Source organism: Kocuria arenosa, assembly GCF_042879215.1.
In the GTDB taxonomy this organism is placed as follows: domain Bacteria; phylum Actinomycetota; class Actinomycetes; order Actinomycetales; family Micrococcaceae; genus Kocuria; species Kocuria arenosa.
Map to the genome: position 1 here is coordinate 75,405 of NZ_JBHZTA010000004.1, position 26,800 is coordinate 102,204.

General features: G+C 72.2%; 30 protein-coding genes. 18 read left to right on the forward strand and 12 right to left on the reverse strand.

Features of this window, described 5'->3' with window-relative positions:
• Positions 1-66: 66 nt before the first annotated feature.
• Together ACFYE3_RS08660 and ACFYE3_RS08665 are read right to left on the reverse strand one after the other, a co-directional pair.
• Positions 67-1,416: a PhoH family protein gene (locus ACFYE3_RS08660; RefSeq protein WP_368832819.1), complete on the reverse strand. Its 1,350-nt coding sequence runs from the start codon at positions 1,414-1,416 to the stop codon at positions 67-69.
• A gap of 190 nt (positions 1,417-1,606) precedes the next feature.
• Complete coding sequence (locus ACFYE3_RS08665; RefSeq protein WP_368821570.1) at positions 1,607-2,368, reverse strand: isoprenyl transferase; 762 nt, start codon at positions 2,366-2,368, stop codon at positions 1,607-1,609.
• 174 nt (positions 2,369-2,542) lie between these two features.
• Between ACFYE3_RS08665 and trhA the strand changes: the two genes are divergently transcribed.
• On the forward strand, positions 2,543-3,250 hold the full coding sequence (trhA, locus tag ACFYE3_RS08670; RefSeq protein ID WP_387608082.1) for a PAQR family membrane homeostasis protein TrhA: 708 nt from the start codon (positions 2,543-2,545) through the stop codon (positions 3,248-3,250).
• Here trhA and ACFYE3_RS08675 read toward each other — a convergent pair.
• From ACFYE3_RS08675 to mca, 3 genes are read right to left on the reverse strand one after another with little or no spacing between them, the layout of a single operon-like run.
• Positions 3,243-5,366 carry a thioredoxin domain-containing protein gene (locus tag ACFYE3_RS08675; protein WP_387608083.1) on the reverse strand — a complete coding sequence of 708 codons (2,124 nt, stop codon included), beginning with the start codon at positions 5,364-5,366 and terminating at the stop codon, positions 3,243-3,245. The two genes, trhA and ACFYE3_RS08675, sit on opposite strands and share 8 nt — an antisense overlap.
• Before the next feature lie 54 nt (positions 5,367-5,420).
• Positions 5,421-5,819 (reverse strand): hypothetical protein, encoded by a 399-nt coding sequence (locus tag ACFYE3_RS08680; protein ID WP_387608085.1) that lies wholly within the window; start codon positions 5,817-5,819, stop codon positions 5,421-5,423.
• 8 nt (positions 5,820-5,827) lie between these two features.
• Positions 5,828-6,706, reverse strand: coding sequence for a mycothiol conjugate amidase Mca (mca, locus tag ACFYE3_RS08685; protein WP_387608505.1), 879 nt, complete (start codon positions 6,704-6,706; stop codon positions 5,828-5,830).
• Between the two features lie 204 nt (positions 6,707-6,910).
• On the opposite strand from mca, the gene ACFYE3_RS08690 reads away from it, so the two are divergent.
• The 3 genes from ACFYE3_RS08690 to ACFYE3_RS08700 all read left to right on the forward strand — a co-directional run bounded on the left by ACFYE3_RS08690 (position 6,911) and on the right by ACFYE3_RS08700 (position 8,327).
• Complete coding sequence (locus tag ACFYE3_RS08690; RefSeq protein WP_387608088.1) at positions 6,911-7,336, forward strand: DUF4307 domain-containing protein; 426 nt, start codon at positions 6,911-6,913, stop codon at positions 7,334-7,336.
• 270 nt (positions 7,337-7,606) lie between these two features.
• The gene (gene greA, locus ACFYE3_RS08695; RefSeq protein ID WP_368832813.1) at positions 7,607-8,110 is read left to right on the forward strand and encodes a transcription elongation factor GreA; all 504 of its coding nucleotides are present in this window, start codon (positions 7,607-7,609) and stop codon (positions 8,108-8,110) included.
• Between the two features lie 7 nt (positions 8,111-8,117).
• Complete coding sequence (locus ACFYE3_RS08700; RefSeq protein ID WP_368821578.1) at positions 8,118-8,327, forward strand: hypothetical protein; 210 nt, start codon at positions 8,118-8,120, stop codon at positions 8,325-8,327.
• Between the two features lie 85 nt (positions 8,328-8,412).
• On the opposite strand, the gene ilvA is transcribed toward ACFYE3_RS08700, so the two are convergent.
• A complete protein-coding gene (gene ilvA, locus ACFYE3_RS08705) occupies positions 8,413-9,660 on the reverse strand; it encodes a threonine ammonia-lyase (RefSeq protein ID WP_387608090.1) in 1,248 nt (415 codons plus the stop codon).
• 102 nt (positions 9,661-9,762) lie between these two features.
• Positions 9,763-11,187, reverse strand: coding sequence for an AI-2E family transporter (locus ACFYE3_RS08710; RefSeq protein WP_387608091.1), 1,425 nt, complete (start codon positions 11,185-11,187; stop codon positions 9,763-9,765).
• Between the two features lie 112 nt (positions 11,188-11,299).
• Here ACFYE3_RS08710 and ACFYE3_RS08715 point away from each other — a divergent pair, with 112 nt between their 5' ends.
• Complete coding sequence (locus ACFYE3_RS08715) at positions 11,300-11,902, forward strand: nitroreductase family protein (protein WP_387608093.1); 603 nt, start codon at positions 11,300-11,302, stop codon at positions 11,900-11,902.
• A gap of 111 nt (positions 11,903-12,013) precedes the next feature.
• On the opposite strand, the gene ACFYE3_RS08720 is transcribed toward ACFYE3_RS08715, so the two are convergent.
• Complete coding sequence (locus ACFYE3_RS08720; RefSeq protein ID WP_387608094.1) at positions 12,014-12,916, reverse strand: Bax inhibitor-1/YccA family protein; 903 nt, start codon at positions 12,914-12,916, stop codon at positions 12,014-12,016.
• Positions 12,917-13,130: 214 nt separating this feature from the next.
• On the opposite strand from ACFYE3_RS08720, the gene ACFYE3_RS08725 reads away from it, so the two are divergent.
• The 5 genes from ACFYE3_RS08725 to ACFYE3_RS08745 all read left to right on the forward strand — a co-directional run bounded on the left by ACFYE3_RS08725 (position 13,131) and on the right by ACFYE3_RS08745 (position 17,965).
• On the forward strand, positions 13,131-13,397 hold the full coding sequence (locus ACFYE3_RS08725) for a hypothetical protein (protein ID WP_387608096.1): 267 nt from the start codon (positions 13,131-13,133) through the stop codon (positions 13,395-13,397).
• 16 nt (positions 13,398-13,413) lie between these two features.
• The gene (locus tag ACFYE3_RS08730; RefSeq protein WP_387608098.1) at positions 13,414-13,674 is read left to right on the forward strand and encodes a hypothetical protein; all 261 of its coding nucleotides are present in this window, start codon (positions 13,414-13,416) and stop codon (positions 13,672-13,674) included.
• 138 nt (positions 13,675-13,812) lie between these two features.
• Positions 13,813-16,236, forward strand: a complete 2,424-nt coding sequence (locus ACFYE3_RS08735) for a S8 family serine peptidase (RefSeq protein ID WP_387608099.1) — start codon at positions 13,813-13,815, stop codon at positions 16,234-16,236.
• Positions 16,237-16,394: 158 nt separating this feature from the next.
• Entirely contained in the window at positions 16,395-17,228 is an 834-nt protein-coding gene (locus ACFYE3_RS08740; RefSeq protein WP_387608101.1) for a hypothetical protein, read from the forward strand.
• Between the two features lie 152 nt (positions 17,229-17,380).
• On the forward strand, positions 17,381-17,965 hold the full coding sequence (locus ACFYE3_RS08745; RefSeq protein ID WP_387608103.1) for a pentapeptide repeat-containing protein: 585 nt from the start codon (positions 17,381-17,383) through the stop codon (positions 17,963-17,965).
• A gap of 45 nt (positions 17,966-18,010) precedes the next feature.
• Here the strand turns inward: ACFYE3_RS08745 and ACFYE3_RS08750 are convergent, their stop codons facing one another.
• Both ACFYE3_RS08750 and ACFYE3_RS08755 read right to left on the reverse strand, forming a co-directional pair.
• Positions 18,011-18,232, reverse strand: coding sequence for a hypothetical protein (locus ACFYE3_RS08750; protein WP_387608104.1), 222 nt, complete (start codon positions 18,230-18,232; stop codon positions 18,011-18,013).
• 328 nt (positions 18,233-18,560) lie between these two features.
• On the reverse strand, positions 18,561-19,340 hold the full coding sequence (locus ACFYE3_RS08755; protein WP_387608106.1) for a site-specific integrase: 780 nt from the start codon (positions 19,338-19,340) through the stop codon (positions 18,561-18,563).
• A gap of 1,302 nt (positions 19,341-20,642) precedes the next feature.
• Between ACFYE3_RS08755 and ACFYE3_RS08760 the strand changes: the two genes are divergently transcribed.
• The 4 genes from ACFYE3_RS08760 to ACFYE3_RS08775 all read left to right on the forward strand — a co-directional run bounded on the left by ACFYE3_RS08760 (position 20,643) and on the right by ACFYE3_RS08775 (position 22,903).
• Entirely contained in the window at positions 20,643-21,296 is a 654-nt protein-coding gene (locus tag ACFYE3_RS08760; RefSeq protein WP_387608109.1) for an arsenate-mycothiol transferase ArsC, read from the forward strand.
• Complete coding sequence (locus ACFYE3_RS08765) at positions 21,293-21,970, forward strand: arsenate-mycothiol transferase ArsC (protein ID WP_387608111.1); 678 nt, start codon at positions 21,293-21,295, stop codon at positions 21,968-21,970. The genes ACFYE3_RS08760 and ACFYE3_RS08765 overlap by 4 nt, the downstream gene beginning before the upstream one ends.
• A gap of 248 nt (positions 21,971-22,218) precedes the next feature.
• Complete coding sequence (locus ACFYE3_RS08770) at positions 22,219-22,431, forward strand: hypothetical protein (protein ID WP_387608112.1); 213 nt, start codon at positions 22,219-22,221, stop codon at positions 22,429-22,431.
• A gap of 106 nt (positions 22,432-22,537) precedes the next feature.
• Entirely contained in the window at positions 22,538-22,903 is a 366-nt protein-coding gene (locus ACFYE3_RS08775; protein WP_368823598.1) for a hypothetical protein, read from the forward strand.
• Between the two features lie 7 nt (positions 22,904-22,910).
• On the opposite strand, the gene ACFYE3_RS08780 is transcribed toward ACFYE3_RS08775, so the two are convergent.
• Positions 22,911-23,249: a hypothetical protein gene (locus ACFYE3_RS08780; RefSeq protein ID WP_387608114.1), complete on the reverse strand. Its 339-nt coding sequence runs from the start codon at positions 23,247-23,249 to the stop codon at positions 22,911-22,913.
• A gap of 276 nt (positions 23,250-23,525) precedes the next feature.
• Between ACFYE3_RS08780 and ACFYE3_RS08785 the strand changes: the two genes are divergently transcribed.
• From ACFYE3_RS08785 to ACFYE3_RS08800, 4 genes are all read left to right on the forward strand, one after another.
• The gene (locus tag ACFYE3_RS08785; RefSeq protein WP_387608116.1) at positions 23,526-23,729 is read left to right on the forward strand and encodes a hypothetical protein; all 204 of its coding nucleotides are present in this window, start codon (positions 23,526-23,528) and stop codon (positions 23,727-23,729) included.
• Between the two features lie 165 nt (positions 23,730-23,894).
• Entirely contained in the window at positions 23,895-24,164 is a 270-nt protein-coding gene (locus ACFYE3_RS08790; RefSeq protein WP_387608119.1) for a hypothetical protein, read from the forward strand.
• Between the two features lie 158 nt (positions 24,165-24,322).
• The gene (locus ACFYE3_RS08795) at positions 24,323-24,859 is read left to right on the forward strand and encodes a MarR family winged helix-turn-helix transcriptional regulator (protein WP_387608121.1); all 537 of its coding nucleotides are present in this window, start codon (positions 24,323-24,325) and stop codon (positions 24,857-24,859) included.
• Positions 24,856-25,392, forward strand: coding sequence for a TspO/MBR family protein (locus tag ACFYE3_RS08800; protein WP_387608124.1), 537 nt, complete (start codon positions 24,856-24,858; stop codon positions 25,390-25,392). The genes ACFYE3_RS08795 and ACFYE3_RS08800 overlap by 4 nt, the downstream gene beginning before the upstream one ends.
• A gap of 318 nt (positions 25,393-25,710) precedes the next feature.
• Here ACFYE3_RS08800 and ACFYE3_RS08805 read toward each other — a convergent pair whose 3' ends face one another.
• Positions 25,711-26,556: a phosphatidylinositol-specific phospholipase C/glycerophosphodiester phosphodiesterase family protein gene (locus ACFYE3_RS08805; RefSeq protein WP_387608126.1), complete on the reverse strand. Its 846-nt coding sequence runs from the start codon at positions 26,554-26,556 to the stop codon at positions 25,711-25,713.
• Between the last annotated feature and the right edge of the window lie 244 nt (positions 26,557-26,800).

A 26,800-nucleotide genomic window follows, 5' to 3' on the forward strand; every position in this document is an offset into this window, starting at 1 on the left:
TCCGCTCGGACCCCTGGGGTCCCCGGGGCTCCGGAGGCCCTCAGCACGTCCGGGGATTGCCGGGGCTCAGCCGTCCAGGTCGCCCAGCACCTCCGTGACCAGGGCGGCGATCGGCGAGCGCTCCGAGCGGGTCAGCGTGACGTGGCCGAAGAGCGGGTGGCCCTTGAGCGCCTCGACCACGGCGGTGACCCCGTCGTGGCGGCCGACCCGGAGGTTGTCGCGCTGGGCGACGTCGTGGGTCATGACCACCTTGGAGTTCTGCCCGATGCGGGACAGCACGGTGAGCAGCACGTTCTTCTCGAGGGACTGCGCCTCGTCCACGATCACGAAGGCGTCGTGCAGGGACCGGCCGCGGATGTGGGTCAGCGGCAGCACCTCGAGCATGCCCCGGTCGAGCACCTCCTCGACGACCTCCTGCGAGACCAGCGCCCCGAGGGTGTCGAACACCGCCTGGCCCCACGGGTTCATCTTCTCCTCCTCGGAGCCGGGCAGGTAGCCGAGCTCCTGACCGCCCACCGCGTAGAGGGGCCGGAAGACCATGACCTTGCGGTGCTCGCGGCGCTCCATCACCGTCTCCAGGCCCGCGCACAGGGCGAGGGCGGACTTGCCGGTGCCGGCTCGCCCGCCCAGCGACACGATGCCCACCTCGGGGTCGAGGAGGAGGTCGATCGCGAGCCGCTGCTCGGCGGAGCGTCCGTGCACGCCGAAGACGTCCCGGTCGCCGCGCACCACCCGGGCGGAGCCGTCGGCGCGGACCCGGGCCAGGGCGCTGCCCCGCACGGAGTGCAGCGTCAGACCCGTGTTGGCCGGCAGCCCCTCGGCGCCCGGGACCACGACGGCCTCGCCGCCGTAGAGCCGGTCCACCACGTCGTCGGGCACCTCGAGCGCCGCGGTCCCGGACCACTCGACGTCGGAGCCGACCCACTCGGCCCGGTACTCCTCGGCCTCGAGGCCCAGGGCGGAGGCCTTGACCCGCATCGGCAGGTCCTTGGAGACGATGCACACGTCCTTGCCCTCGTTGGCGAGGCTCAGCGCCACGGCCAGGATCAGGGAGTCGTTGTCCTTGAGCCGGAAGCTCACCGGCAGGACGGTGTCCGAGACGTGGTTGAGCTCCACGACGAGGCTCCCGCCCTGGTCCCCGAGGGGCACGGGCCGGTTGAGCCCGCCGTGCTCCACGCGCAGGTCGTCCAGCAGCCGCAGCGCCTGCCGGGCGAAGTAGCCCAGCTCCGGGTCGTGCCGCTTGCCCTCCAGCTCGGTGATCACGATGACGGGCAGCACCACCTGGTGCTCGGCGAAGCGCAGGATCGCCCGGGGATCGGACAGCAGCACCGACGTGTCGATCACGTAGGAGCGCACCCCGGCGCCCAGGGGGGCGGAGATGTCGACGATGCGCTCCTGCTTCTTGGAGATGCTCATGGCGGCCCTTCCTCCTCGATCCGGTCGGCGGCGTCCGCGCCGTCCACCTGAGGACAACGTATGCGGACCGGACCCGCCACGCGAGCAGAAACGGTGAACGGCGCGGAAATTGCCCGCGACCACCGGGGGCGATGCCCGGGCCCAGGTCCGGCACGGCATCCGGGACGACGACGGGCGGGGACGGGCGTGCTCAGCCGCCGAAGCGCCGCTGCCGCGAGGCGTAGTCGCGCAGCGCCCGCAGGAAGTCCACGCGCCGGAAGTCCGGCCACAGCGCCTCGCAGAAGTAGTACTCGCTGTAGGCGGACTGCCACATGAGGAACCCGGAGAGCCGCTGCTCGCCCGAGGTGCGGATCAGCAGGTCCGGGTCCGGCTGCCCGCGCGTGTAGAGGTGCTGGGAGATGTCCTCCACGGACAGGCTCTGCGCGAGCTCCCGGACGTCCGTGCCGGCGTCGAGGGCCTCGGTGAGGACCTCCCGCACGGCGTCCACGATCTCCTGGCGGCCGCCGTAGCCGACCGCGATGTTCAGGTGCGGGCCGGCGTTGTCCGCGGTGCGCTCCGTGAGGTCCGCCAGGCACGCCGCGAGCCTCGGCGGCAGCATCTCGAGGGCGCCGACGGGCTGGACCCGGCAGATGCCCGCCTCGGTGAGGGTGTCCATGAGGTCGGAGATGATCTCGAGCAGGGGCTCCAGCTCCGCGGCCGGGCGCTTGAGGTTCTCGGTCGAGAGGATGTACAGGGTGACCACCTCGATGTCCAGCTCCCGGCACCAGCCGAGGAACTCGACGATCTTCTGCGCCCCCGCCTTGTGCCCGTCCTCGGTCGAGGCGCCGAACTGCTTGGCCCACCGCCGGTTGCCGTCCACGAGGACGCCGACGTGCTTGGGCAGCCGCCGCGGGTCGAGCTCGGCGGAGAGCCGGCGCTCGTAGAACCGGTAGAGCGGCCGTGGCTTGCGCATCTGTGCTTCCTCCCGGGTTCTCGCGCACGGTGTCGGCGGTGGGGCCGGACGTGGTGGGGGCCACGGTGCCGGGCGTGGTGGTGGTCACGGACCCGGCCGGCTCTCGGCGACGCCTCCTAAACTACCCGGTGGGAGACCGGACGGACTCACGCCCAGCACGCCGGAAGGAAGATCATGGAGCACACGCACGGGCCCGTGGGCCGGGCCGCCGGCCGCGTCGAGGGGGCGGTCGAGCACGGGCTCGAGGGCCTCGTGGAGCGCAAGCCCGCGTGGCGGGGCTGGATCCACGCGAGTTTCACGCCCGTCGTCGTCGCCCTGGGTCTTGTGGCGATCCTGCTGGCGCCCACCACCGAGCTGCGGATCGCGTGCGCCGTGTACGGCGTGACGGGGATCCTGCTGTTCGGCGTGTCGGCGATCTACCACCGCGCCTACTGGCCCCGGCGGCTGCACATGGTCCTGCGCCGGATGGACCACTCGAACATCGCGCTGCTGATCGCCGGCACCTACACCCCGCTGGCGGTCGCGCTGCTGGACCCGCCGCAGTCCCGGCTGCTGCTGGTGGTGATCTGGTCCTGCGCCGCCGGCCTGGTGCTCTTCCGGCTGCTGTGGACCCTGGCGCCCCGCTGGCTGTACACGCCGCTGTACGTGGTGATGGGCTGCCTGGCGCTGTTCTACCTGCCGCAGTTCTGGCAGACCAGCCCCCCGGCGGCTGCGCTGACCGCCGCCGGGGGCATCGCCTACATCACCGGCGCCGTGGTCTACGGCACCCGGCGCCCGCGCCTGCTCCCCGAGGTGTTCAGCTTCCACGAGGTCTTCCACGCCTTCACGGTGCTGGGCTTCGTGCTGCACTACGTGGCGATCATGCTCGCGATGCTCAGCTGAGCGGTCCCGCCCCGGCCAGCTGCTCCTGGAGCTCCGCGACCGAGTGGACGGGAGCGCGGCAGGCGAAGTCCCGGCACACGTACACCGTGAACCGCCCGCCGAGCGCGGTCTTCCCGCGGGCCGCGCCCGGCGCCCCCGGGGCGTCGGCGTCCACCACCCTGGTGCTCAGCACCGCGGCGGGCCCCACGGCCCGGCGCGCCGCGAGCTTGTCCTCGGCGGTCCCGCCTGCGAGCACCACGTGGGCCGGGGCGGACGCGAGCTCCGCCCGCACGGCCAGCGCCCGTCCGGCGCTGCGGGGCGAGCGGCGGGCCAGCAGGTCCAGGGAGCCCAGCAGGGACGCGACCGGCCGCATCCTCCGCTCGTCCTCCTCGAGGGCCCACAGCTCCACGAGCACCGCGGCGAGCACGGCCGTCCCGGCCGGCGTGACGTCGTCGAGGGGGTCGGCCCGCCCGGAGGTGCCGGCGGCGAGCAGCGGCGCGGGGACGTCGGCCAGGTCGGACCACACCCGCTCAGGGGCGTCCGGCGCGCCGTCCGGGCCCCGCTGCGAGAACCGCTCCCCCGCGACGTCCGCGAGCTCCCGGGCCCGCTCGTACCAGGGCGTCGCCCCGGTGGCCCGGTACAGGACCAGGAAGCCCTCGGCCACCATCGCGTAGTCCTCGAGCAGGCCCTCGATCGAGTGCTCCGCCGAGCCCGCGTGGCTGGTGCGCGCCAGTCTCCGGCGGGACGCGTCCCAGTGGACCGCCCACAGGTGCCCCGCGGCCTCCTCGGCGGCGAGCACGAGCGCCGGGTCCCCCAGCAGCACCCCGGCCTCCGCGAGCGCGGCGACCGTCATGCCGTTCCAGCCGGCCACGACCTTGTCGTCCCGGGCGGGAGCCGGGCGCCGGGCCCGCGCGGCCGCGAGCGCGGGGCGGGCCCCGTCCCACAGGGCCTGCTCCGCCTCGTCCAGGACGCGCCCCGGGTGCAGGGGCTGCGGGGCTCCTGCCGCCACGCCCATGAGGTCGGCCACCGCCGTGCCGCGGTCGGCGCCCAGGACCTCCCGCAGCTCGGACCGGCGCCACACGTAGAACGCGCCCTCGCCGCCGTGCACGTCGCCGTCCGCGGCGGCCGTGTCCGCGTCCAGGGAGGACGCGAACGCCCCGCCGGGCAGGCGCAGCCCGGCCAGCAGGAACCCGGCGGTGTCCGCGGCGGTCCGCCCGTGGCCGGCGCCGGGTTCGAGGGCCGCGGCGCGCGCGAAGGCCCGCAGCAGCTGGGCGTTGTCGTAGAGCATCTTCTCGTAGTGCGGCAGGGACCACTCCCGGGTCACGGAGTACCGGTAGAAGCCGCCGCCCACGTGGTCGAACAGCGCGGAGCCGCGCATCGCGCCGAGCGTCCGCCCGAGCAGGCCCTGCGCCCGGTCCGCGGTCCCCGGGGCGTCGCCGGCGGCGAGCCGCTCCAGGAGGGGCAGCACCGTGGAGGGCGGGAACTTGGGGGCGCCGCCGAAGCCCCCGTGCACGGGGTCCTCCTCCCGCAGGAGCGCCTCGAGCGCCACCGCGGCCGGGTCCGTCCCGTCCTCCTGGGACGGCACGGTCGCCGGCACGGTCACGGCGGCACCGTCGAGGGCGGAGCGCAGGTCCTCCGCCTGCCCCGCGATCGCCCGGGCGACCGCGTCCGCGGCCTGCTCGAGTTCGTCCCGGCGGGTGGACCACGTCGCGGCCACCGCTTCCAGGACCTGCCGGAAGGACGGCATGCCGTGGGCCGGGCGGGGCGGGAAGTACGTGCCCGCGTGGAACGCCCGCCCGTCCGGGGTGAGGAACGCGCTCATGGGCCAGCCGCCCTGGCGGGTGATCAGCTGCGTGGCCGCCATGTAGGTCGCGTCCACGTCGGGGCGCTCCTCGCGGTCCACCTTGACGGGCACGAAGTGCTCGTTGAGATAGGCGCCGATCCCGGGATCCTCGAAGGACTCGTGGGCCATCACGTGGCACCAGTGGCAGGCGGCGTAGCCCACCGAGAGGAACACCGGCACGTCGCGGCGGGCGGCCTCCGCGAACGCGGCGTCGTCGAACGGCTGCCAGTCCACGGGGTTGTCCGCGTGCTGGCGCAGGTAGGCGGAGGACTGTCCGGTCAATCGGTTGGGCACGAGGGCTCCTCGGATCTCGGGTCCTGCACACGGGCCCGCGGGCGGGCCCCGGTCTCAGCCGCGCCGGTCGGGGCCCTCCGGCTCCTCGGCCGGCGCCACCGGTTCTCCCCCGGCCCGGCCCGCGCCGGCACCGCCTGCCGGGGCGCCGTCGGCCCGGGCACGGTCGGTCCGGGCTCCGCCGGACCCGGCGCCGTCCGCCGCGGCGTGTCCGGCCGCCCGCTCCTCGGCGGCGCGGCGCTCGGCGTACTCCGCGCGGTAGCGCAGGCGCCGGTTGCGGCGGTTGAAGTCCCGCACGAGGAAGATGACGGCCACGGCCAGCAGCAGCGTCATGAGGAAGCCGAGCGTCCCGGGGGTCACCTGGCTCGGGTCCAGGCCGGGGCGCAGGGTCCCCTCGTCGATCGGGTTGGGCGCCATCGCCGGCAGCAGGGCGAGCACGTTCGGCACGGTGGTCATCGCGGCGCTCAGCCCACGATCCCGGCGAACAGGTCGTGCTCCGGCAGGTCGGTCGGCACCCGGGACTCCGCCAGGACGTAGTCCTCCCACGGCCACACCTGGGACTGCAGCTCGGCGGAGACGGCGAAGAACATCCCGTCCGGCGCCACCTGGGTCCGGTGGCTGCGCAGCGCCTCGTCCCGCAGCGCGAACGTGTCCGGGCACCGCACCTTGGTGGTGGTCTCGTGCCGGGGGGCCGGCGGGCGGTGGCCCTCCGGGTCGCTCTCCTGCAGCATCGCGATCCGGGCCGCGTACGGGGACTGCAGGCCGCGCTCCTCGAGGGCCTCGTGCAGGGCGACGAAGCGCTCCACGTTGAACGCCCGGTCGTAGTAGAGCTTCTGCGGGGTCCACGGCTCGCCGAGGCCCGGGTACCGCTCCGGGTCGCCGGCGGCGCGGAACGCCTCGACGGAGACGTTGTGCGTCTGGATGTGGTCCGGGTGGGGATAGCCCCCGTTCTCGTCGTAGGTGAGGATCACGTGCGGCCGGAACCGGCGCACGAGCCGGACCAGGGGCGCGGCGGCGCGCTCCAGCGGCTGCAGGGCGAAGCAGCCCCACGGCAGCGGCGGCAGCGGGTCCCCCTCGGGCAGGCCCGAGTCCATGAAGCCGAGCCAGCGGTGGTGGACGTCCAGCGCGGTGGCCGCCTGCGCCATCTCGTGCCGGCGCAGGCCCGTCAGGTCCCGCTCGGCGTGCGGGTGGCCCTCCATCGCGGCGTTGAGGATCGACCCCCGCTCCCCACCGGTGCACGTGGCCACCATGACCTCGACCCCCTGCCGGACGTAGTGGGCCATGGTCGCGGCGCCCTTGCTCGACTCGTCGTCGGGGTGGGCGTGGACGGCCAGCAGGCGCATCTCTGACAGGGAGGTCACTCGGGAGGTCCTCTCGGGAACGGTCGGGGAGACGGGGACGCGGCCGGTGCGGGCACGGGCCGCGGCCCATTTTACGCGTTCGCCGGACGGTCCTGCGCCCGGGATGCTCCCAGGGGCCTCGGCTACAGTGGTCGGGCGGTCGCCGGGCCCGGCGCCGCCCCCTGACCCCCGAGACCCGAGGCCGCCGTGTCCACCGACTCCCCAGACCTGCTCCGCGACCGCTACGGAGCTGCCCGCCGCGAGCGCCGGATCGGAACGCGCGGCTGGACCGGGATCGCCCTGGCGGCCACCCTGCTCACGGCCGTCTTCGTCGTCTGGGTGGTCACGGCGCGGCAGGGCGCCCCCACGTTCAAGGACATCGGCTTCGAGGTGGTCTCGGAGGCGCGGGCCACGGCGGACTTCGAGCTCACCAAGCGCCCCGAGGACGTCGTCACGTGCGCGGTGCAGGCCCTCAACCAGGAGTACGCCGTGGTGGGCTGGTCCGAGGTGACCATCGGGGCCGTGCCCGAGGACCGGCTGGGCGACGGCGCGACGAGCTCGCACCGGGCGGCCGTGCGCACCACCAACCTGGCGACCACCGCGGTCGTGGACTCCTGCTGGCTCGAGGACTGAGCCCCTCGGCGGACGCGGCGCCCGTGTGTCGCCGTCGTCGTCAAGCTTTGGGCTTGTCCGCCCGCCCCGCCTAGACTGGGGACCAGGACTCCCCGTCCCCGGCAGCCGGACCCCGTCCGAAACGGACGACCCGCACCGGGGCGGGGTCTTTGCGTAGCGGACCCCCGCACCGCCGGCGGCCCCCACGCCGTCAGTCCCGGTCCGCCGCGGACCCGCCCGGACCCCGGGCGGGCAGCCGCGGCCCGACCGCCCGTTCACCGAGGAGAGATTGTGACCACCACGAACAAGACCGGCGCCTGGCTGACCCAGGAGGCGTACGACCGCCTGAAGAAGGAGCTCGACCACATCTCCGGCCCGTACCGGCACGAGATCGTGGAGCGCATCGACCAGGCGCGCTCGGAGGGCGACCTCAAGGAGAACGGCGGCTACCACGCCGCCCGCGAGGAGCAGAGCAAGAACGAGGGGCGCATCGTCCACCTCAAGAACCTGCTGGAGAACGCGCAGGTCGGCGAGGCCCCTGCCGACGACGGGGTCGTCGAGGCCGGCATGGTCGTCACCGCGGAGATCGCCGGCGAGGCGATGACCTTCCTCATCGGCTCCCGCGAGGTGGCCGAGGACCTGGCCGCCGGCAGCGACCTGGAGGTCTTCTCCGAGAAGTCCCCGATGGGCTCCGCGATCTCCGGCCACCGGGTCGGCGACGAGCTGTCCTACACCGCGCCCAACGGCAAGGAGATCCCGGTGAAGATCCTGGACGCCAAGCCGTTCCAGGTCTGAGGCTCCCGTGACGACCCACTGGTTGCGCAGCCCCGGGCCCGGCACCACGGTCCTGATGGTGCTGACGGCGGTGCTCGGGGTCGTGGCCGTCGTGCTGCACTTCGCGGGTCAGGGCGACCCGGCCGCGAGCGCCCCCGGCAGCCTGCGCAACGTCTTCGTCTTCGCGACGTTCGTCAGCGCGTTCGTCACCTACCTCACCGGCCGGCGCCGCTCCTGACGCCGCCCCGTCCACGAACGGCGCCGGTCCCCGCGGGGACCGGCGCCGTCGTCGTCGGAAGGCCGGGACCGGTGCCGGACGACGATCAGTGCACGACGACGGGGTGGTAGCCCTCCGCCTCGAGCGCCCGGAGGATCTGGCGGCAGTGCTCGTGCCCCTTGGTCTCCATGTCGATGGTGATGGACACGTCGCCCAGGCTGAGCGAGCCGCCGATCCGGGTGTGGTCCACGCCCGTGACGTTGGCGTCCTGGACCGCGATGAGCTGGGAGATGCGCGCGAGCTCGCCCGGGCGGTCGGTGAGCATCATCTTGATGGTCATGTACCGGCCGGCCGCGGAGAGCCCCCGCTGGATGACCTTGAGCATGAGCATGGGGTCGACGTTGCCGCCCGAGAGCACCACCACCGTGCTGCCGAGGTCCGGGTACGCGGCCTGCAGGCGGCCGTCCAGGAGGGCCGCGACGCCGACGGCGCCGGCCGGCTCCACCACGAGCTTGTTGCGCTCGAGCAGGAAGATCAGCGCCTGGGCGAGGGAGTCCTCCGAGACCGTCACGACGTCGTCGGTGAGCTCCTTGATGATGCTGAACGGCAGCTGCCCCGGCTTGCCCACGGCGATGCCGTCCGCGATGGTCGAGACCCGGTCGAGGGTCACGAGCGCGTCCCCGGCGAGGGAGGGCGGATAGGCGGCCGCGTTCTCCGCCTGCACGCCGATGAGCCGGATCGGCCGGCCGAGCTGCTCGGCGCGGGCCTTGACCGCCACGGCCATGCCGGCGAGCAGTCCCCCGCCGCCCACGCCGGTGATGACGGTGTCGACGTCGGGCACCTGCTCGAGCACCTCGAGTCCGAGCGTGCCCTGTCCGGCCACGATGTCCGGGTGGTCGAAGGGGTGGACGAACACCGCACCGGTCCCGGTGGCGTGGCGCTGCGCCTCGGCGAGGGCCTCGTCCACGGTGGTGCCGTGCAGGATGACCTCCGCGCCGTGGTCCTGGGTCGCGGCGATCTTGGGCAGGGCCGCGCCCAGCGGCATGTAGATGCGGGCGGTGATGCCCAGCTTGGCGGCCGCGAGGGCCACCCCCTGGGCGTGGTTGCCGGCGGAGGCCGCCACGACGCCCCGGGCCTTCTCCTCGTCGGTGAGCTTGGCCATCCGCACGTAGGCGCCGCGGACCTTGAAGGAGCCCGCGCGCTGCAGGTTCTCGGCCTTGAGGTTGACCTCGGAGCCGACCAGCCGGGAGAGCGCCCGGGAGTGGGTCACCGGGGTCCGGTCGATCACGCCCTCGAGGAGCGCGGCGGCGTCCTGGATGTCGGCGAGACGGACGGGCAGTTCGGCCAGGCTCACGGTGGGTCTTCTTTCCCGGTCGGTGCGTCAGGGCGGGACCGCGGCGGTCCCCCTGGGTCCGGCCACGGCGAGCGCCCGCCGGCGGCGGGCGCGGTCCTCATCCTAGTCGTTGCCCGGTGACCGCTCGGGCCCGGAGGGAGCCTCGCGGCCGGCCCCCTGGCCGGTCCCCCGGGCGTTCCCCTGTCCGGTGCTCCGGCCGCTGCCCGGACCCGTCCCCCCGGCGGCCCGGGCGCGGTCGTCCCGGCGGCCGCGCTTGAGCGCGGCCTGCAGCCGTTCCTTGGCGCGGGTCCGGCGGAAGCGCTGGAGCTGCGCCATGACCTGGTCGCGGGTGAGCTCGTTCTTGCGCGCGTGCTTCTTGATCTCCCACGGGAACCAGTACGGCTCCCACGGGATCTCGTCGTCCTCCTTCCACGTCCCGCCCACCAGGTAGCGCACCACCGTGTTGAGGAAGGCCATCACGGGCACCGCGAACAGCGCGCCGGCGATGCCGAAGAGGATGGTGCCGGACGCGACGGCGAGGAAGACCGCGAGGGGGTGCAGGGACACGGCCCGGCCCATCACGAGCGGCTGCAGGACGTTGGACTCGATCTGCTGCACCAGGAGGACCACGGCGAGCATGGCCAGGGCGGTGCCGAAGCCGTTGGCCACGAGGGCGACGAGCACGGCGACCGCGCCGGTGAGCACGGCGCCCACGATCGGGACGAAGGAGCCGAGGAACACGAGGATGCCGATGGGCAGGGCGAGCGGGACGCCGAGCAGCGCCGCGCCGAGCCCGATGCCCACGGCGTCCACGAACGCCACGAAGCCCTGGATCCGCGCGTACTGCACGAGCGAGGTCCAGCCCCGGCGGCCGGCGCCGTTGACGGCCCGCCGCGCGCTGACCGGGAACAGCCGGACGAGGAAGAGCCAGATCCGCTCCCCGTCCATGAGGAAGAACAGCAGGGTGAAGAGCATGATGATGATGCCGGTCAGCACGCTGCCCGCCGTGGAGCCGAAGGACATGGCCCCGTCCAGGATGGCCTGACTGTTGTCCTGGACCGTGGTGCCGAGGTCGTCGATCCAGTCGTTCACGCTGTCCGCGCTGACGTTCAGGGGCCCGTCCTCGAGCCAGCCCAGCAGCTGCTGGGTGCCGACCACGACGTTCTCGGACAGCTGCGCGAAACCCAGCACGATCTGTCGGCCCGCGAGCACGAGCAGACCCGTCACGAGGGCGAGGAGCCCGAGGACCGCGATCCCCGACGCCAGACCCGCCGGCACGTGCTGCCCCCGCAGCCACTTCACGAGCGGGAACAGGAGCCCGGCGAGCAGACCGGCGATGAGCACGGGGATGATGACCACCGTGATCGTCGACAGCATGTACCCGAACAGCCCCACGGCCGCGAGGATGATGAGGAGCCGCCACGACCACGCCGCGGCCACCCGCACCGAGACCGCGACCCCGCCCGCGGCGTTGCCGTGCAGCGGGGGGAGCTCGGTGCCGGGGCCCGGACGCAGAGGCCGCTCGGCGTCGTGCGATGTCGAAGGCATGGAGCCATCTTGGCACGCCGGTCCGGCCGCCGGTCGCTCCCCGGCCGGGGCCGGGGAACGAATCCGCGGGCCGGTCCGGCCCGCCGGGCGCGGGCGGTGGAAGACTGGCGGCATGTCACGCACCTTCCTCCGCGTCCTCGCCCAGCGCCGGCCGGCTCCCGGCCTGACCCCGGACGCTCCTCCGCGGGAGGAGCTGGAGGACGTGCTCCGCGCGGCCGCGGGGACCGCGGCCGCCGATCCGGGGCTGAGCTGGCGGGTGGCCGTGACCACCCGCCGCTCCGCGCCGGAGCTCGCGGCCGCACTGGCGGGACTGACCCGGGTGCCCGACATGTCGGCGCCCTTCCCCCGGCTCAAGGGCAAGCAGCTGCGCCGGCTCGCGGCCTTCCGGGGCGCGCTGAAGTGGGCGAGCACGGGCGGCCTGGGCTGCGCGCTCGTCTTCAGTCCCGACGACTCCCTGGGCGTCCCCCGCAAGGAGCAGCTGAACGCGGCGCACGGCGCCCGTCCCCTGCTCGAGGCGGCGTTCTGGGCCGCCGGCTGGGGCACCGTCTGGTCCCACCGCGACGGCGAGGGCGAGGACGCGGTCCGCGGATTCTACGGGCTGGCGGAGGAGGAGAAGCTCCTCGGCTGGCTGTTCGTGGGACGCCCGCCCCGTGGGATGGCCGCCGAGCACGCGGCCACCCGCCCCACGCCAGGGCCCCGGATCTCGTACCACTGAGCCCGCACCTCCGCGCCCGGCCTGCGTCCGCGGGCCCCGGCACGACGACGGCCCGGGACCCGCAGTGAGCGGGTGCCGGGCCGTCGGGGGTGGCGCAGCCGGAGGGAGGGCCTAGTTCGAAGTCATCTCCCGGATGATGGCCAGGATGCGCAGGATCTCGACGTAGGTCCAGATCAGCGTGACCGTCAGGCCGAAGGCCGCGGACCAGGCCATCTTCTCCGGGACGCCGACCTCGACCCCGCGCTTGATGTTGTCGAAGTCCAGCACGAAGCTGTAGGCGGCCAGGAGGATGGCCACGGCGCCGATGAGCAGGCCCAGCCAGGGGCCGAGCGGGCTGTCCGTGCGGATGTTGAAGCCGAACAGCAGCACCGCGCCCAGGTTGACCAGCGCGAAGAGGGCGTACGCCATGAGCGCGACCATGAAGATCTTGGTGGCGCGCGGGGAGGCCCGGACCTTGCCCGACCGGAAGAGCACGAGCACCGAGACGAACACGGCGATGGTGCCGATGACGGCCTGCACCACGATGCCCGGGTACATGGCCTCGAACATCCCCGAGATGCCGCCGAGGAACATCCCCTGGAACAGGCCGTAGGCGAGGATCAGCGCGGGCGAGGGCTCGCGCTTGAAGGCGTTGACCAGACCGAGGACGAGACCGACGAGGGCACCGGGGATGGTGAGGATCGGCATGATCCAGCCCGCGAGCGCGCCGACGACCACGGCGCCGAGCACCGTGGCGGTGCGCATGATGACGTCGTCGTAGGTCATCCGGCTGGTCTGGTTCGTCCCGGCGGCCGGGGCGTTGTACATCGAGTCCAGACGATCGGCCGAGTACGGGGCGCCCTGCTGGTAGCCGCCCTGCGGGTGGCCGGGCTGCTGGTAGCCGGTCCGTCCGTAGCCGGGCTGCTGCTGGTAGGGGGTTCCGTACGAGCTCTGTCCGTACTGGTTCCCGTGGGGCTGGGCGCTGCCTGCGCCCGGCTTCGAGAGATCGCGGAGAAGCGGGTTACCGCCGGCCATTGAGGGGTCCTTCCGTGGCACTGATGTGCGAGATGTGCGTCCAGCGTAGCAAGGCCGGCCTGACGAAAGCATGAGAACTGCTGTGCTTAAGCCGAGGGCGTGCGCGCGACCCGCCGGGCGCGGACGGCGGCTCCCCAGGAGAGCGGACAGACAACCTTTTGCTCGTGCACACATGCTGGGGGGAACGACCGCAGACCCGATCCGGAGGCCCGTCATGCCCGAGTCCGCCGCCCACTGGGTGCCGCTGGCCGCGATCCCGGTGCTGCTCGCCGTCGGGGCCCTGGCGGTCCTGCACTGGTGTCGCTACCTCGGGGCGATCGGCCGGCTGGAGCGCGCGCGGACCTCACCGGATGACGCCCCGGCCACCGCCGCCTGGCTCGAGCTCCGCAGCGAGCAGCACTACCACCGGGCCTACCGCCTCACGTGGGCGGTGGCCGGGGTGCTCGCCGCGGGCCTGACCGCCGCCGTGCTCGCCGGCTGAGCCGCGCCGCGCTCCCGTGGTCCAGCTGCCCGGCACCGTGCTCCTCTACGGCTGCCTCGTCGTCGCCGGGTCGGGCGCCACCGCCCTGTGGAGCCTGGTCCAGGCCGCGCTCGACCTGGCCCCCGACGCACGCCGCCGGTCCCCCGGTGCCCGCGCCTCCGCCCGGAGCCACCTGGGCCGCGCCGCGTCCGCGACCGCCGTGGCCCTGCTGACCGCGGGCGTCCCCACGATGCTGCGCCATCTCGAGTGGCTCGCCGCGCTCGCGCGGAGCACCTGACGCGCCCCGCCGTGACCGCCGGCCGGCCCCGCGGGCGTCACACTTCGTGATGAAGCCGTGATCTTCAATTAGATCTGTTCGCATTGATTTGCATGTGAGAACCTTTTCCGGGATCCCCCCAGCCCCAGGAGTTCGCCCATGCAACGATCCATGCTCGCCCCCACCCTGTCCGCCCTCACCCTGGCCCTCGTGCTGGCTCCTCTCACGCCCGCGACGGCCTCCCCCGCCGAGAACGCCACGTCCCTGTCCCCCCAGCAGGTCAGCGGCGAGGCCCCGCCCGAGATCACCGACCGGATGATCGTCAAGTACCGCACCCCCGTCAGCGACGCCGAGTCGGAGCAGGTCGTCGAGGACGCCGCCGCCGAGGCCGACGTCCCGGAGGCCGAGAACACCACCGAGGTCCGGACCACCGGCGACGGCGCGGCCGTCGTCGAGCTGGCCGGCGAGGTCTCGACCGACCGGGCCGAGAAGCTGGCCGAGGAGCTCACCAAGGACCCGGCCGTGGCCTACGCCGAGCCCGACCGCCTCGTCTCCACCGCCCGGATCCCCGGCACGGACGAGGCGGACCCGGAGGCCATGGGCTCCGTCGCCGCGACCGCCGCGGACCCGGGCGTCCCGTCCCTGTGGGCCCTGACGAACCTGCGCGCCTTCGAGGCGTGGGACACCGCCACCGGCAAGGGCGTCACGGTCGGCGTCGTCGACACCGGCTTCGCCAACCACCCGGACCTGGACTCCCAGACCATCGGCGGCTACGACTTCGTCTCCACCGCCGCCCTCGGCAACGACGGCAACGGCCGGGACGCGGACCCGCGCGACCCGGGCACCTACTCCACGGCCGGCCAGTGCTACGCCGGCTCCGCGGCCACCAACTCCATCTGGCACGGCTCGCACGTGGCCGGCACCGTGGCCGCCAAACGGGACACCTACGGCACCGTCGGCGTCGCCCCGGACGCCACCCTCCTCAACGCCCGTGCCCTGGGCGCGTGCGGCTTCGGCTACGTCTCCGACATGGCCGACGCCGTGCGCTGGCTGGCCGGCGACCCGGTGGCCGGGGCCCCCGCCCCGCGCAAGCGCGCCGACGTGATCAACATGTCCCTGTCCATGGGCGGGGCGTGCCCGGCGACGCTGCAGAACGCCATCAACACCGCCTGGTTCCGGAACATCCCCGTGGCCGTGGCCGCGGGCAACAGCGGCCGCCCGGCGATCGAGTACGCCCCGGGCAACTGCTACAACGTGATCACGGTCGGCGCCATCGGCTCCGACCGGGTGCGGGCCAGCTACTCCAACCACGGCGGCGCCGTGGACATCTACGCCCCGGGCCACCACATCCTCTCCGCCGGCAACACCGGCACGCGGGGACCGGTCGCGCCCAACAGCCGCTTCGACTACGGCACCTCGATGGCCACCCCGCACGTGGCGGGCACCCTGGCGCTGCTCAAGCAGAAGAACCCGTCGCTGAGCTCCGACCAGTACAAGCAGCTGATCCTCGACTCCGGGGACGCCTGGGACACCCTCCCCGGGGGCAAGACGCTGAACTCCCACGACGCGCTCTGGATCACGAAGCCGGCCGTCACCGCCGCACCGGCCGCGCCCACCCCGACCTACACCACCAAGGGCGCGATCGGGTCCCTGTACCAGCGGATCAAGAGCCAGACAGGGGCCCCGACCTCGCACGAGCAGGCCGTCGCCGGCGGGGTCCGCCAGACCTTCGCCAAGGGCACGATCTACTGGTCCTCGGCCACCGGTGCCTACTGGGTGCGGGGCGGTGTCGAGACCGCCTACAAGCGCAACAGCACCGCTGCCGGCGTCCTGCGCTTCCCGCGCTCAGACGAGCTGTCCAACGGCATCGGAGGGGCCTACCAGCTGTTCCAGAACGGCCGGATCCTCTGGTCCTCCCGGACCGGGGCCCACGCCCTCACCGGGGACATCGAGACGGCCTTCGCCGCGGCGGGAAGCGAGAAGGGCGCCCTGGGCTACCCCACCGCGGATCGGCAGAGCAACGGCATCGGCGGGTTCTACCAGACCTTCCAGAACGGCCGGGTCCTCTGGAGCTCCGCCCACGGGGCCCACGGGATCACCGGCGCCACCAGCGCGGCCTACTCGCGGGCCGGCAGCGAGCGGGGGTCGCTGGGCTACCCCACCGCCGGGGCCGTCCCCGACGGCCGGGGCGGCACCTCCCAGTCCTTCCAGAAGGGCCGGATCGTCTGGAGCGCCGCCGGCGGGGCCCACGCCCTCAAGGGCTCGATCGGCGCCCAGCACCACCGTTCCGGCGGCACAGCCGGTGCCCTGGGCTACCCCACGACCGACGAGGCGTCCACCAGCACGGGCGGGGTCTACCAGGTGTTCCAGAAGGGCCGGATCTACTGGAGCCCCACCACCTACGCCCAGGAGACCAAGGGCTCGATCGGCAACGCCTACGTGGCGCTCGGCGGCACGACGAGCCGCCTGGGCTTCCCCAGGACGGGTGAGGTCACCCGCGCCGACCGGTCCGTGGTGCAGTACTTCCGGGGCGGTTCCATCACCTGGCGTCCGGGAGGATCCATCCGGATCGACTACCGCTGATCCGGCACCGGTCCCGTCGCGGCCCCGCTCCGATCCCCGGAGCGGGGCCGCGCCGCGTCCGGCGCCGGGCCTCGACGCACCGAGGAGCCCACGGCCTCTGTCCGGAAAACGCACTACCGCCTCTGCCTGATGCACGCACCCGCAGTAGAGTCGCGCCCATGCCCGAGACACCCTACGAGTTGATGGACGCACGCCAGGCCGCCGACGCGCTCGACGTCTACCTGGACGAACGCGGCGCGGCACTGGAACGTCTGCGCACGGCCATGGCCGGCCACGGCCGTGACCCCGACAAGATGCTCGACTCGTCGGTCTACTCCGTGTCCCCGTTGTGGGCGTGGATCAACGCCCGGGCCGGTCAGCTCGGCATGGACCCGCACTCGCTCACCGAGGACCGGTCCCGTTCCTCCTGGCCGTCCTGGGCCCGGCACGGTCGGCTCGTGGACCCGCACCCGCCGACCGCGACGATCGTGCTCGTCGACGGTTTCGCCTCCTACCTCGGGCAGATCATCAGCGCCGCAGCACCCGAGGCGGGCTGGGAGGTCGGCGAGCACGTGATCGCCGACCACCCGCTGCTCAACTACCCGGTGCTGGCCTCGGACCACCACCAGATCTTCCTCCCCGGCATCCCGCTCTACAGCGTCTACCAGTCCGCCCTCGGACGGGACCCGATGAGCGGGACCGAGATGCTCGCCCACGTCCGCCGCAACATCGATGCCCTGCACGGTGAGGGCCCCGAGGCCGCGGCCGTCGAGGAGCCGCTGGTGACGGTGGTCGCCGAGCTCGACTGCTTCGACGTCGGACTGCGCGAGGACATCCCCGCTCAGCACCCGGGCGTGGTGGAGCACCTGATCGCCGAGCTGTGCGACCGCGACGGCGTCGCGTCGGTCCACCGGTACGGGCCCGCCGCCCTGGTCGTGGACGTCGCCGGGTGGGACGAGCTGCGACTGAAGCTGTGGTGCACGCTGTGGCTGCAGCGCCACCTTCCGCGCTGAGCCGGTCCTAGCTGCTCCTGCTCGTCGGCCGCGCGCGTCCGGGCGCCGCTCCGGGACGCGGCTACGGTGGAGAGCATGCCCCGACGCGAGACCCCGCTCCCCCGAAGCTGCGCACCCTCCAGCTGCCCGACCTGACGCCCGGCGACCCGTCTGTGCTCCGCGCCCACGGCACGTACGAGGCGCTGTCCTTCAGCGGCGACGACCTCACCGGGACGGACCTGACCGACGTCGGCTTCAGCGACTGCTCGCTCGCCGCCCTCAACGCCCACGAGCTGGAGCTGACCCGCGCCCGCGTCACCGACTCGCATCTGCACCACCTGGACATTCCCACCGTCTCGGCCGCCTCCGCGGCCCTGCGCGGCGTCGTGGTCGAGGACTCCCGGCTCGGAGTGCTCCAGTGCATCGAAGGCACCTGGGACTCCGTCCACGTCCGCAACGCCAGGATCGGATACGTGAGCCTGCGCGGGGCGACGGTGCGCGACGTCCGGTTCACCGGCTGCGTCGACGACGAACTGGACCTCACCGGCGCGGCGGTGCAACGGCTCTCCTTCGACGACACCGAGGTCGGCACCCTCGACGTCTCCGGCGCGACGCTCGAGGACGTCGACCTGCGCGCGGTGGACCTGCCGGAGATCACCGGGCTGGCGCATCTGCGCGGGGCGACGATCAACGACTTCCAGCTGCAGCAGCTGGCACCGGCGATGGCCGCTCAGCTGGGCATCGCCGTGGAGGGCTGACCGGCCCGGGCCCGTCCGTCGGCACGAGCCCGGGGTGGCGCTCGGCTAGAGCTCGACCCTCGCCCGCGCCAGGCTCGTGGTCTGCCGCAGGTCCACCGCGATGCCGGACACCCCGGCGAGCAGTGCCGCTGTGACGAACTCGATCTCGCCGAAGAAGATCGCCGCGGCGAAAAGGACGCCCGTGAGTGCGGCCAGGCCCATCCGGGTGATCGCGCGCGTGGTCGTCGACGTCGTCGGTCGCCGGCGGTGGGGTGCTCGTGTGCTCATCGGTGCTGACTCTGCCACCGCTTCCTGTGCTCCACCTGTTGGCGGGCCCTGCATGTCCGGATCGTCGCACCGAGCCCACGTGCGCGGCGCGGACGCCGGAGCACCAGGTCTCCGACGTCCGCGCCAGGAGGCGGATCCCGAGTGCCCCCAGTCAGACTCGAACTGACACTGAGCGGGATATGGTTCATCAACTCGCGCACCTGTGGCGAGCACCTAGAACCGCTCTTCTGGGCGGGCAACTCGATGCTATTAGGTGCAGCCCGACGCGGTGAAAACGGAGGATAGATGGAGAATCTCGTCGAAAATGGAGGATAGATGGTGAACGCGCTCACGCTCCGGCTCCCCTTGCGCCACCGGCCTCCGACTCCTCTGGGCGGTACACGGAGGACAGGAATCCGTCGAGTGCCGCGCCGTTGCCGGCAGAGGTTCCGCGGGTCAGATAGAACCGGCGGGTAGTCGCCGCCGACGTGTGTCCCAGCTGGTGCTGAGCCTGCTCGTCGGAGCCGGTCGCGGCCTTCACTGAGTCGGACACCGTGCGCCGGATGGTGTGTGGGGTGACGTCCTCGAACTCGGTGCCCGCCCGCGCCGCCCGCCAGGAACGCTCGAAGTTGCCCACCTGGATGTGCGTGCCGGCGCGGCTCGCCAGCACCGGCCCCGAGCTCGGCCGGCCGGCCGCCAGGTGCCGGCGTTTGAGCAGCGTCACCGTCACCGTTGGCAGCTCGAGGTCTCGCGCCGACCCGGACCCCTTGCCGCCCTCCTGCCGGTAGGAAGTTCCGGCTGAAGCCATGGTCGCCGACACCGCCATAGTGACGCTGTTCAAGTCGAGGTTTTCCCAATTCAGAGCGCAAAGCTCACCAACCGGCAAGCCTGTGCCGGCCAGCAGGTCCATGCCGTCCACCAGTGGCATTTGTCGGTTGCCTGAGCGTCCGCCGCGCTCCCACGCGAGCAGCACTGCGCGCAGCCGTATCAGCTCCGCGGCCGTCACCGTGCGCCGCGACTTGCGCTTCACCGGCTTGAACTTCCGCCCCTCACGGTCCACCGGGTTGGACGGGATGGCACGCTCGTGCACCGCGATTTGCAGCGCTTCATGCAGGATCCGCCGGCACACGTTGGCCGTGCTCGCCCCGCCCTTCAGGTGGTGGTTCCCGCAGCTGGTGCCGGGGAAGCGGAAACTGGACTACCGTCGGATTCGGTCATGACAGGCGTGGGCTCCCCCGATGATGTGCCGGTGGGCCCCCTGCCCACCGATCCGGACCGGCGGGCCCAGGACGAACTCCACTGAATCAGCCACCGATATGTCCCAGTTATCAAAACTCTGTATCAGGGCTGGGAATCCGTCGCTGACTAGGGCAAATCGAGCTGACAGCCCTCTGCGACCCCGTCGGACTCCTGGCAGTGGCGCCGGGAGTGGGCAGACCATCATGGGTGTTCTGCACCGGCTGGCAACTACCGTGCAGCGCAATCGTGGCGCGCGGACGCGACCGCAGGGACGGGCACCCCCGGGCGCTTGCGCGTGACACACCGCACCTGTTGTCCATTCGGTGGCCACCGGGAGGTCATCGACGCGTCGCAGACTGGGGCTGTGCCGGCACGAAGCCAGTGCCAGGGCAGGGGTCCACGGGTGAAACCTGTGCGCGCCTTTCGCGGCTCTGGCACCGCTGTCACAGGGGGATCCACAACGCGGCGCGTTGCCGCAAGATGCGGGGACACCGCAAGCATGTCGCCCCGGCAGTTCCGCGCGGTGAAGTTGCCGTGCAGGGGAGGAACGAGAAGCTGGTGGGCGGCCAACACTAGGGGATGCCATGACCGAGCAGAAGACCGATCTACGGGGCCTGCGGACCGGAGTCCGACTGTTCGTGTTCACGACTCCAACCGCCGTGGCGGTCCTGGCGGTGGCCACCGACTCCCCGGCGGTCATGGTCCTGATCGCGGTCCCCGGGGCCGTGGTGGGCGCTGTGCTGCACCAGGAGCGGCGGCGGATCACCGATCAGCCCGCCCTCGCCGACCCGGTTCCGGGGCGACCCGATCGACCATGCCCCGGACAGTCGATCGCTGCCGGCCCGGAGGCAACCCGAGGGGCGGCCGGAAGGAACATCGGGGTCGGCAGGCAAGGGTGGCATGAGAGTGATCTGCGTCATCTTCTGTCCATCTCCCGGTCATCTGGAAGTCATCGCCGCGTCGCACACTGGGATCGTGCCGGCACGATGCCAGTGCCAGGACAGGGCCCATCGGGCGGAGCCCGCCTGCGCCCCCAGTGGTCCTGGACAGGCTGTCACGGGGAACCGGATTGTGGCGGATCACCACAAGGTGCCGGCACACCACGACCACATCGCACCAGCGGCTCCGTGCACTGGAGCTGCCGCTCGGCCCGGAACGAGAAGCCGGTGGGCGATCAGCACAAGGGGACACCATGACCGAGCAGGAGACCGATCTGCAGGACCCACGGGTGCTGCATCGGGCCGCCGAGCACCTCACCGATCGCTACGCCGGGGTCTTCTTCCCCGAGCTCATCGAGCGCTGCGTGGCCGAGTGCCATGCGGATCTGGCCCGGCAGGCGAGAATCCCGACGTACCTGGCCCCGATGGCCCTGCATGGTGCCGCCGACCGGTTGCGGACCCTGACCCGCGAGGACGACCGGGGCCGGTCGGTGTGCCAGGTGCTGTTCGTGGACGACCACGACACCGGCCCGGCCGCCGTGGCCGCGGCCCTGCTGGCCGAACACGCCGGACCGGCGGTGGTGACCCGCTCGGCCGGGATCAGCCCGGGCACGACCCTGGATCGGCACGCGGTGCGTCTGCTGGCCGAGCACGGGATCGCCCCGGACACCGCCACCTCGAAACCGCTCACCGCCCCGATCCTCTCGGCCGCCGACTGGGTCATCGTCCTCGGAACCCACGAGGTCAGGCCGATGGGCGAAGGCACGCACTGTCAGTCCTGGCCGGCAGTCCCAGCCCTGGGTGCCCACGGGGACATCGGGTTCGCCGAGCTCGAGACCCGGGTACAGGCCCTGTGGCTGGAGATCACCGCCGGCACCGCGGCCGACCCCGTTTCGGAGCGGGCATGAGCGAGCCCACCGATCCCGCGGAGTCAGCCCAGCCCCTGGACACCCATGTGCTGGCACGCACCGCCGAGCACCTGGCCGGCCGGTACGCCGAGGTGTTCTCCGCCGATCTGGTGGAACGGATGGTCTTCGAGTCCTACGCGGCCCTGGCCCGCACCGCGCGGGTGCGCACCCATCTTGCGCCGTTGGCCGGGCACTTCGCCGCCGACCGGCTGGCGGCCCTGGCCCACGCCCGGGCCACCACCGCAGCCGACCCGCGGCATGCGGGGGTGCCGCAGGTGCTCTTCGTCGGCGAGCGCGACACCGGCCGCGCCCAGATCGCCGCGGCCCTGCTGACCCACCATGCCCAGGACTCGCTCATGGTCCGCTCGGCGGGTCTGCTGCCCGGAACGGCACTGGAACCGCACGTCGGCACGGCCCTGGCTGAGCGCGGCATCGACACCGAGGACCTGTACCCGAAACCGGTCACCGACGACGTGGTGGCCGGGGCGGACTGGGTCATCACCTTCGGCACCCTCCACGGGATCCCGGTCCCGGCCGGAGCCATTCACCAGGACTGGGACGTCGAGGACATGCTCGAGGCCGACCCGGCGGCGGTGGTTGCCGTCATCGACGAGCTCCAGGACCGGGTCCAAGCCCTCTACGAACAGATCCGCACCCACCCACCGGCGCCATAGCGCGGCCACGGCTCCGCTCCGGCGGGAGGAAGCCTGCACCGGCACAGGTTCACCATCGTCGTTGTCGATGGTGCTGAGCCACTCAATAGGGTCTTATAGGCCATCCAGCCCCGGGCCGGGGCCTGCCCGGGACCGGAGGCCGACATCTCTGTGGCGTCGGTGCGGTGTGAGCAACTGCACCCCATCAGCCGCGGTACAGGCCCCGGAACGGCCAGAGCATGCCAGTGCCGGATTCTAAGATCGAGGGCATGGCTCTAGATCTGGAACTTCTCACGCTCAGCACTGCCCTGCTCCTGGCAGCGGCCCTGTGGCCGGCGCTGACCCAGGCCGCACGCCGCCGACAGCTGACCACGACCGGCCGGCGACTCCGGAGCCCGCACACCAGCCTGCTGGGCTTCCTCGGGCCCGTCGCGCTGACCACGGCCGCAATGGCCCTGATGGTGACGGTCCGCTTCCTCTGAGCCCCTGCCCCCGGCGGCTGACCGCCAGGTCGCACCCCCGGTTGACCCGGCCTTTCGCCGATCCCACGCCCGGATCATGGCCGCGGATCTGGGGCAGAATGGGTCTGTGCTGATCGGGATCGTAGGGGCGGGGGCCCTGGTGATAGCGGCTGGATGGCTCGCAGCCCAAGGGGTTCGACGGTGGCTGGCCGCCCGCCGGCAACGCTGGGCGCTGCAGTGCCTGGACGGGCTGCAGGTGGACCTGCAACGCCACTACACGGAGATCTGCGCCCACGTGGCCGCCCACCAGGTCGGGGCCCCGGGGCGCGACGAGCTGGCATGGGCGCTGGACCAGGTGGAGCAGGTCCTCCAACGCCGCCGCCAGCAGGAACGCGAACCGACCAAGGCCCCGTTCGTTCCCCACGCCCAGGGAGTGGGGGTGGGGCTGCTCGCGGCGGCCGGAGCCGGGATGCTCCTCCTCTCCGCGCTCTGATGGACGGTCAGGGGCGGACCCCGACCTTGCCCCAGGAGCAGGGCCCCAGCAGCTGGTCGGTGGGGCCGAGGTCCTCCAGCTCCTCAGGAGAGAGCAGAGCACCCGGATTGTGCCCATCGCTCTCGCAGCGCACCGGCATCACCATGGTGGCCTCGGCCAAGGCGTAGGGAACCCCGAGGATCACCTCACCCGCGCGAAGACGCAGCCCCGGACGGTCGGTGTGCATCCGATAGCGCGACAACCGGGCCGCACCCGGGGTGGTGCTCTGGGCGGCGATGGCCGGCTCATGCGGGTGGCGCTCGGCGTCGGAGCCCTCAGGGGCGAGGAGCAGAGGCGAAACGGTCATGGCGGGGACCTCCTGGGAGCAGGTGCACCGAGAGCCCGGATGGACTCCGATGCCGAAGGTGGAGCTCGACGTCGTCGTCCGCCACCAGACTATGGAGGCAGGTCAGCACCCCGATACCGCTGACTACCGTGAGGTCCGCCGCGCTCCGGCGCTCTCCGAGCCTGACAGTGCGGGCGCCGTTGCGCGTCCACCCTCCATCCACCCAGTGCTCACCGGGTGGTCATGGTCGTAGCCGAGGATGGGAGCTCAACGCGACCTTGAAAGGGGTTGGACACCATGGCTGACACCGTGTCGTTCATCGACGACCTCACCACCGCGCACGTCGGAAGCCGGCTGGAGGCCTGGTCCAGCGGGGTCCTGCACCACCTCGGGATCGTGGAGGAGAAACTGCCCGAACTGGGGGTGCTGTGGATCCGCGAATCCGGCACCGGCCAGCGCAAAATGCTGGACGTGATCCGCTACGACCTGCGCCTGCGCTGACCCCACCACCAGAGGAGGTCTTACTGAGCGGGCGCAGAATGTCATCTTCGACTCCGGCTCCCTCTTCGGATCAGGGCCTGGAAGAGAAACCATGGCGGCTGATTGACCGTCTCAGCACAGAGCCCTACACGTCGCGACTCACCGCCCCCGCGCAAGGACATGATCATGAGCGTACTTTCTCTTCTCGCCCAACACAGAGCAGACCCGTGCCGACCCCTGAGCTTCGACCGGGCGGGGCGCTCTGACCTGCGTCCGGACGAGGCGTTCCCGGCTGAACTGGGGGCGCTGAGCATGACCGAGCTGCAGGTGTTGCACTCCCGGATGTGCCGCCAGCTCGACCAGGAATATCTCACCCAACCGCAGGGGCCGCACCCCTGCACCACCGACCGGCTCCAGGACGTCCTCGGCGAGCTCGACGCCCGCGACCGCGCCTGAGCCCTCGGGGCGACTGGTCCGATCGGTCCACCCGGCGCCTCGGTCTCCGGGGGCATCAAATGCCGCTTAGGCGGCCCTGCTGTCCTGAAAATCACTCCTTGATAACTCCGTAGCGGAGAATCTCCTTTTCCGAGCCATCCAGATTTACCGTTGACTCCGTGACGGAGGAGGCGCAGCGGCCGCGGGTCGAGGAGTCCGAGCGGGACCGGGTCCAGGCCCCGAAGGCCTCCTGGGCGTTGCGCGCCCTGTTGCGCGCGGCCGCGGAGGTGGACCAACAGCTGGCCCACCGGCTCCGATTGCGGCCCCTGGACTACTCCGCCATGAATCACGTGATGAGCAGCGAGGACCGCCTCGGTGCGGCCGAGCTCAGCGGGCGGCTGGGCATCTCCACCGGATCGGCCACCGAACTCGTGGACCGGCTGGAACAGGCCGGGCACCTGGAACGCCGTGCCCACCCCAGCGACCGGCGGCGGAAAGTGCTTGCGCCCACCGACGCCGCCCTCGAGGCGACCCTGGGGGCTCTGCAGCCCCTGTTCGAACGCCTCGACGGACTCGTCGAGACGTTCTCCCCCGAGGAGCAGGCCGTGATCGAACGCTATCTGCGCGCAGCCACCGGCCACTTCCTCGACTTCGCCCACGAACCCCCGGCGCAGGAGCACCCCGCCCCGGACACGAGCAAGGACCCCGCACCATGACCACCACCACTACCCTCCGGGCCGCTACACCGGCCCCGGCCCGCCGCTACCGCTGGTGGCACGCCGTCGCGGTCGGGCTCACCGCCAACGCCGCAAGTGTCCTGCCGGCGGGCTTCAACGGTGACCCCTCCTTCTACAACGACCTCGACACCCCACCCGACTGGCTGTTCCGCCCGGTGTGGGCGTTCAACAACGCCACCACCCCGTGGAGCAACCTGCGCATCGCCAATCTGCCCCCCGGCACCCCGAGACGCACCACGGTGCTGGTGCTGGAGGGCGTGGACTGGGCGTTGTTCGCGTCCTTCTCCGCGATGTACTTCGGTCTGCGCAGCCCCGTGCTCGGGGCGACCGTGACGGTGGCCTCCCTGGGGGTCACCGCCGCCAGCGTCGTGGCCACCGCCGGCCTGGACCGCCGTGCCGCCTGGGCGCTGAGTCCCCGGCTGCTCTGGCTGGCCTACGCCTCCTACATCGCCACCGTCACCGCCGCCCACAACCGGGACGAGTTCCTCGGCTGGGAGCCGCGGCCCGCATGACCGGCCCCTCTCCCCGCAGGCCGGCAATCCGCCTCCGGGACGAGGGGTCGACCGCGACGGTGGAATTCGAGTGCCCCAGCTGGTCTGAGGTTGCGCACCTGGGGCACTCGGCACGGCTGCCCGGGGGTGCATCCGTGCTGGTCAGACAGGGCTTGGGGGGTTTCCTGCTGGCCTCCGACACCGTAGGGAACCGCTGTGACCCTCCGTCCAACAGCAGGTGAACGCCCGGTGCCACCGTGCGGGCCCGTTGTCACGCACGCGAGAGGCTCGCCACACGCAGCGGCAGCACCTGGTCGGGGACGTCGTGCTCGAATGCCCTCAGCGGGTGAGGAACTCCTGGAGGCCGGGAAGGTCGTCGGTGTTGATGTGGTCGACCCCTGCCGCTTGCAGTTCGCTCCACAGGTTCTCCCGGGCTTGCCCGGCGAAGTCGTTGGTGGCCCAGAACCGCACCCGGTACCCGGCGGCATGGGCCTGCTCGACGTAGTCGTGCAGGGCCTCTCGCTCGGCGGCCGGCATTTCCCCCACGCCCTGCCAGGTGAACAGCTTGGTCCAGTTCTCGCTCACCAGCGGCATGAACTCCGGGGACGGCCCGGTGGCCAGGTCGGTGGAGCGCCCGTCGTAGAAGGAGTACCGGGTCTTCGCGGCCTGCATGTCCGCCAAAGGCCGGTTGCCGCTGATCACCGCTTCCACGGCTCGGTCCTTGATCTTGCCCTGGTGGTAGCCGGTGATGAACTTCTTGTGCTCGGCCAGTTCCTCCTCGATCGCCGCCCAGGTGGCGGGGCCTTCGCTCTTAATGTCGATCAGCAGCTGGAAGTCCCCGTCGTGGCCGGGGTAGAGCTGCTTGCCGTTGGGTGAGACCAGTTCCGCCAGCGGGTCCAGGTAGGCCTCTTCCAGGGTCGGGGCATCGGCCAGCTCCCAGGCGTCGTGGGCGACCCGCAGTTCCCCCTCGACCAGCCACACGTCGGCCTCCACGGAGGTGAAGCCGTGCTCGAGGGCATCCAGCAGCGGCCGATCGTGCTCGTAGTCGTTGTGGGCGTGCGCCTGGGCCAACGGGGTACCCAGCTCCACCATCTCGGCAGCGGGAGCGGCGGTGGCCGCCTGCGGGGCCGCCAGCAGGGTGAGGACCGTGGTGCCGGTGGCCAGGGTGTGGGCGATCGTCGTCATGGGGCTGTGATCCTTCGTCGCAGGGAGCAGTCCGTCCCACCGTGCTGGTTCCCGGTAACTGGCGCCCCGCGAATACGTGACCGCACGCCAAATACTCAACAAAGCCCCCGGGGACGATCTCTCGGCTGCGATGCTTGTCCACCTTGGACTGGGTGCCGTGCGGTTCTATACCCGTCCCGGCCGGTTGTTCGGGTCGGTGCCATTAGTTCCGTGTTGACCTGTCGTTAGTTTTTGTTCACCCGTC

What these genes read in the sequence shown, in the direction of transcription:
- ACFYE3_RS08660 (WP_368832819.1), bottom strand. Translation starts at nt 1,416, where the DNA reads ATGAGCATCTCCAAGAAGCAGGAGCGCATCGTCGACATCTCCGCCCCC.
- ACFYE3_RS08665 (WP_368821570.1), bottom strand. Translation starts at nt 2,368, where the DNA reads ATGCGCAAGCCACGGCCGCTCTACCGGTTCTACGAGCGCCGGCTCTCC.
- trhA (WP_387608082.1), top strand. Translation starts at nt 2,543, where the DNA reads ATGGAGCACACGCACGGGCCCGTGGGCCGGGCCGCCGGCCGCGTCGAG.
- ACFYE3_RS08680 (WP_387608085.1), bottom strand. Translation starts at nt 5,819, where the DNA reads ATGACCACCGTGCCGAACGTGCTCGCCCTGCTGCCGGCGATGGCGCCC.
- mca (WP_387608505.1), bottom strand. Translation starts at nt 6,706, where the DNA reads ATGCGCCTGCTGGCCGTCCACGCCCACCCCGACGACGAGTCGAGCAAG.
- ACFYE3_RS08710 (WP_387608091.1), bottom strand. Translation starts at nt 11,187, where the DNA reads ATGCCTTCGACATCGCACGACGCCGAGCGGCCTCTGCGTCCGGGCCCC.
- ACFYE3_RS08715 (WP_387608093.1), top strand. Translation starts at nt 11,300, where the DNA reads ATGTCACGCACCTTCCTCCGCGTCCTCGCCCAGCGCCGGCCGGCTCCC.
- ACFYE3_RS08720 (WP_387608094.1), bottom strand. Translation starts at nt 12,916, where the DNA reads ATGGCCGGCGGTAACCCGCTTCTCCGCGATCTCTCGAAGCCGGGCGCA.
- ACFYE3_RS08725 (WP_387608096.1), top strand. Translation starts at nt 13,131, where the DNA reads ATGCCCGAGTCCGCCGCCCACTGGGTGCCGCTGGCCGCGATCCCGGTG.
- ACFYE3_RS08735 (WP_387608099.1), top strand. Translation starts at nt 13,813, where the DNA reads ATGCAACGATCCATGCTCGCCCCCACCCTGTCCGCCCTCACCCTGGCC.
- ACFYE3_RS08740 (WP_387608101.1), top strand. Translation starts at nt 16,395, where the DNA reads ATGCCCGAGACACCCTACGAGTTGATGGACGCACGCCAGGCCGCCGAC.
- ACFYE3_RS08750 (WP_387608104.1), bottom strand. Translation starts at nt 18,232, where the DNA reads ATGAGCACACGAGCACCCCACCGCCGGCGACCGACGACGTCGACGACC.
- ACFYE3_RS08760 (WP_387608109.1), top strand. Translation starts at nt 20,643, where the DNA reads ATGACCGAGCAGGAGACCGATCTGCAGGACCCACGGGTGCTGCATCGG.
- ACFYE3_RS08765 (WP_387608111.1), top strand. Translation starts at nt 21,293, where the DNA reads ATGAGCGAGCCCACCGATCCCGCGGAGTCAGCCCAGCCCCTGGACACC.
- ACFYE3_RS08770 (WP_387608112.1), top strand. Translation starts at nt 22,219, where the DNA reads ATGGCTCTAGATCTGGAACTTCTCACGCTCAGCACTGCCCTGCTCCTG.
- ACFYE3_RS08780 (WP_387608114.1), bottom strand. Translation starts at nt 23,249, where the DNA reads ATGACCGTTTCGCCTCTGCTCCTCGCCCCTGAGGGCTCCGACGCCGAG.
- ACFYE3_RS08785 (WP_387608116.1), top strand. Translation starts at nt 23,526, where the DNA reads ATGGCTGACACCGTGTCGTTCATCGACGACCTCACCACCGCGCACGTC.
- ACFYE3_RS08790 (WP_387608119.1), top strand. Translation starts at nt 23,895, where the DNA reads ATGAGCGTACTTTCTCTTCTCGCCCAACACAGAGCAGACCCGTGCCGA.
- ACFYE3_RS08800 (WP_387608124.1), top strand. Translation starts at nt 24,856, where the DNA reads ATGACCACCACCACTACCCTCCGGGCCGCTACACCGGCCCCGGCCCGC.
- ACFYE3_RS08805 (WP_387608126.1), bottom strand. Translation starts at nt 26,556, where the DNA reads ATGACGACGATCGCCCACACCCTGGCCACCGGCACCACGGTCCTCACC.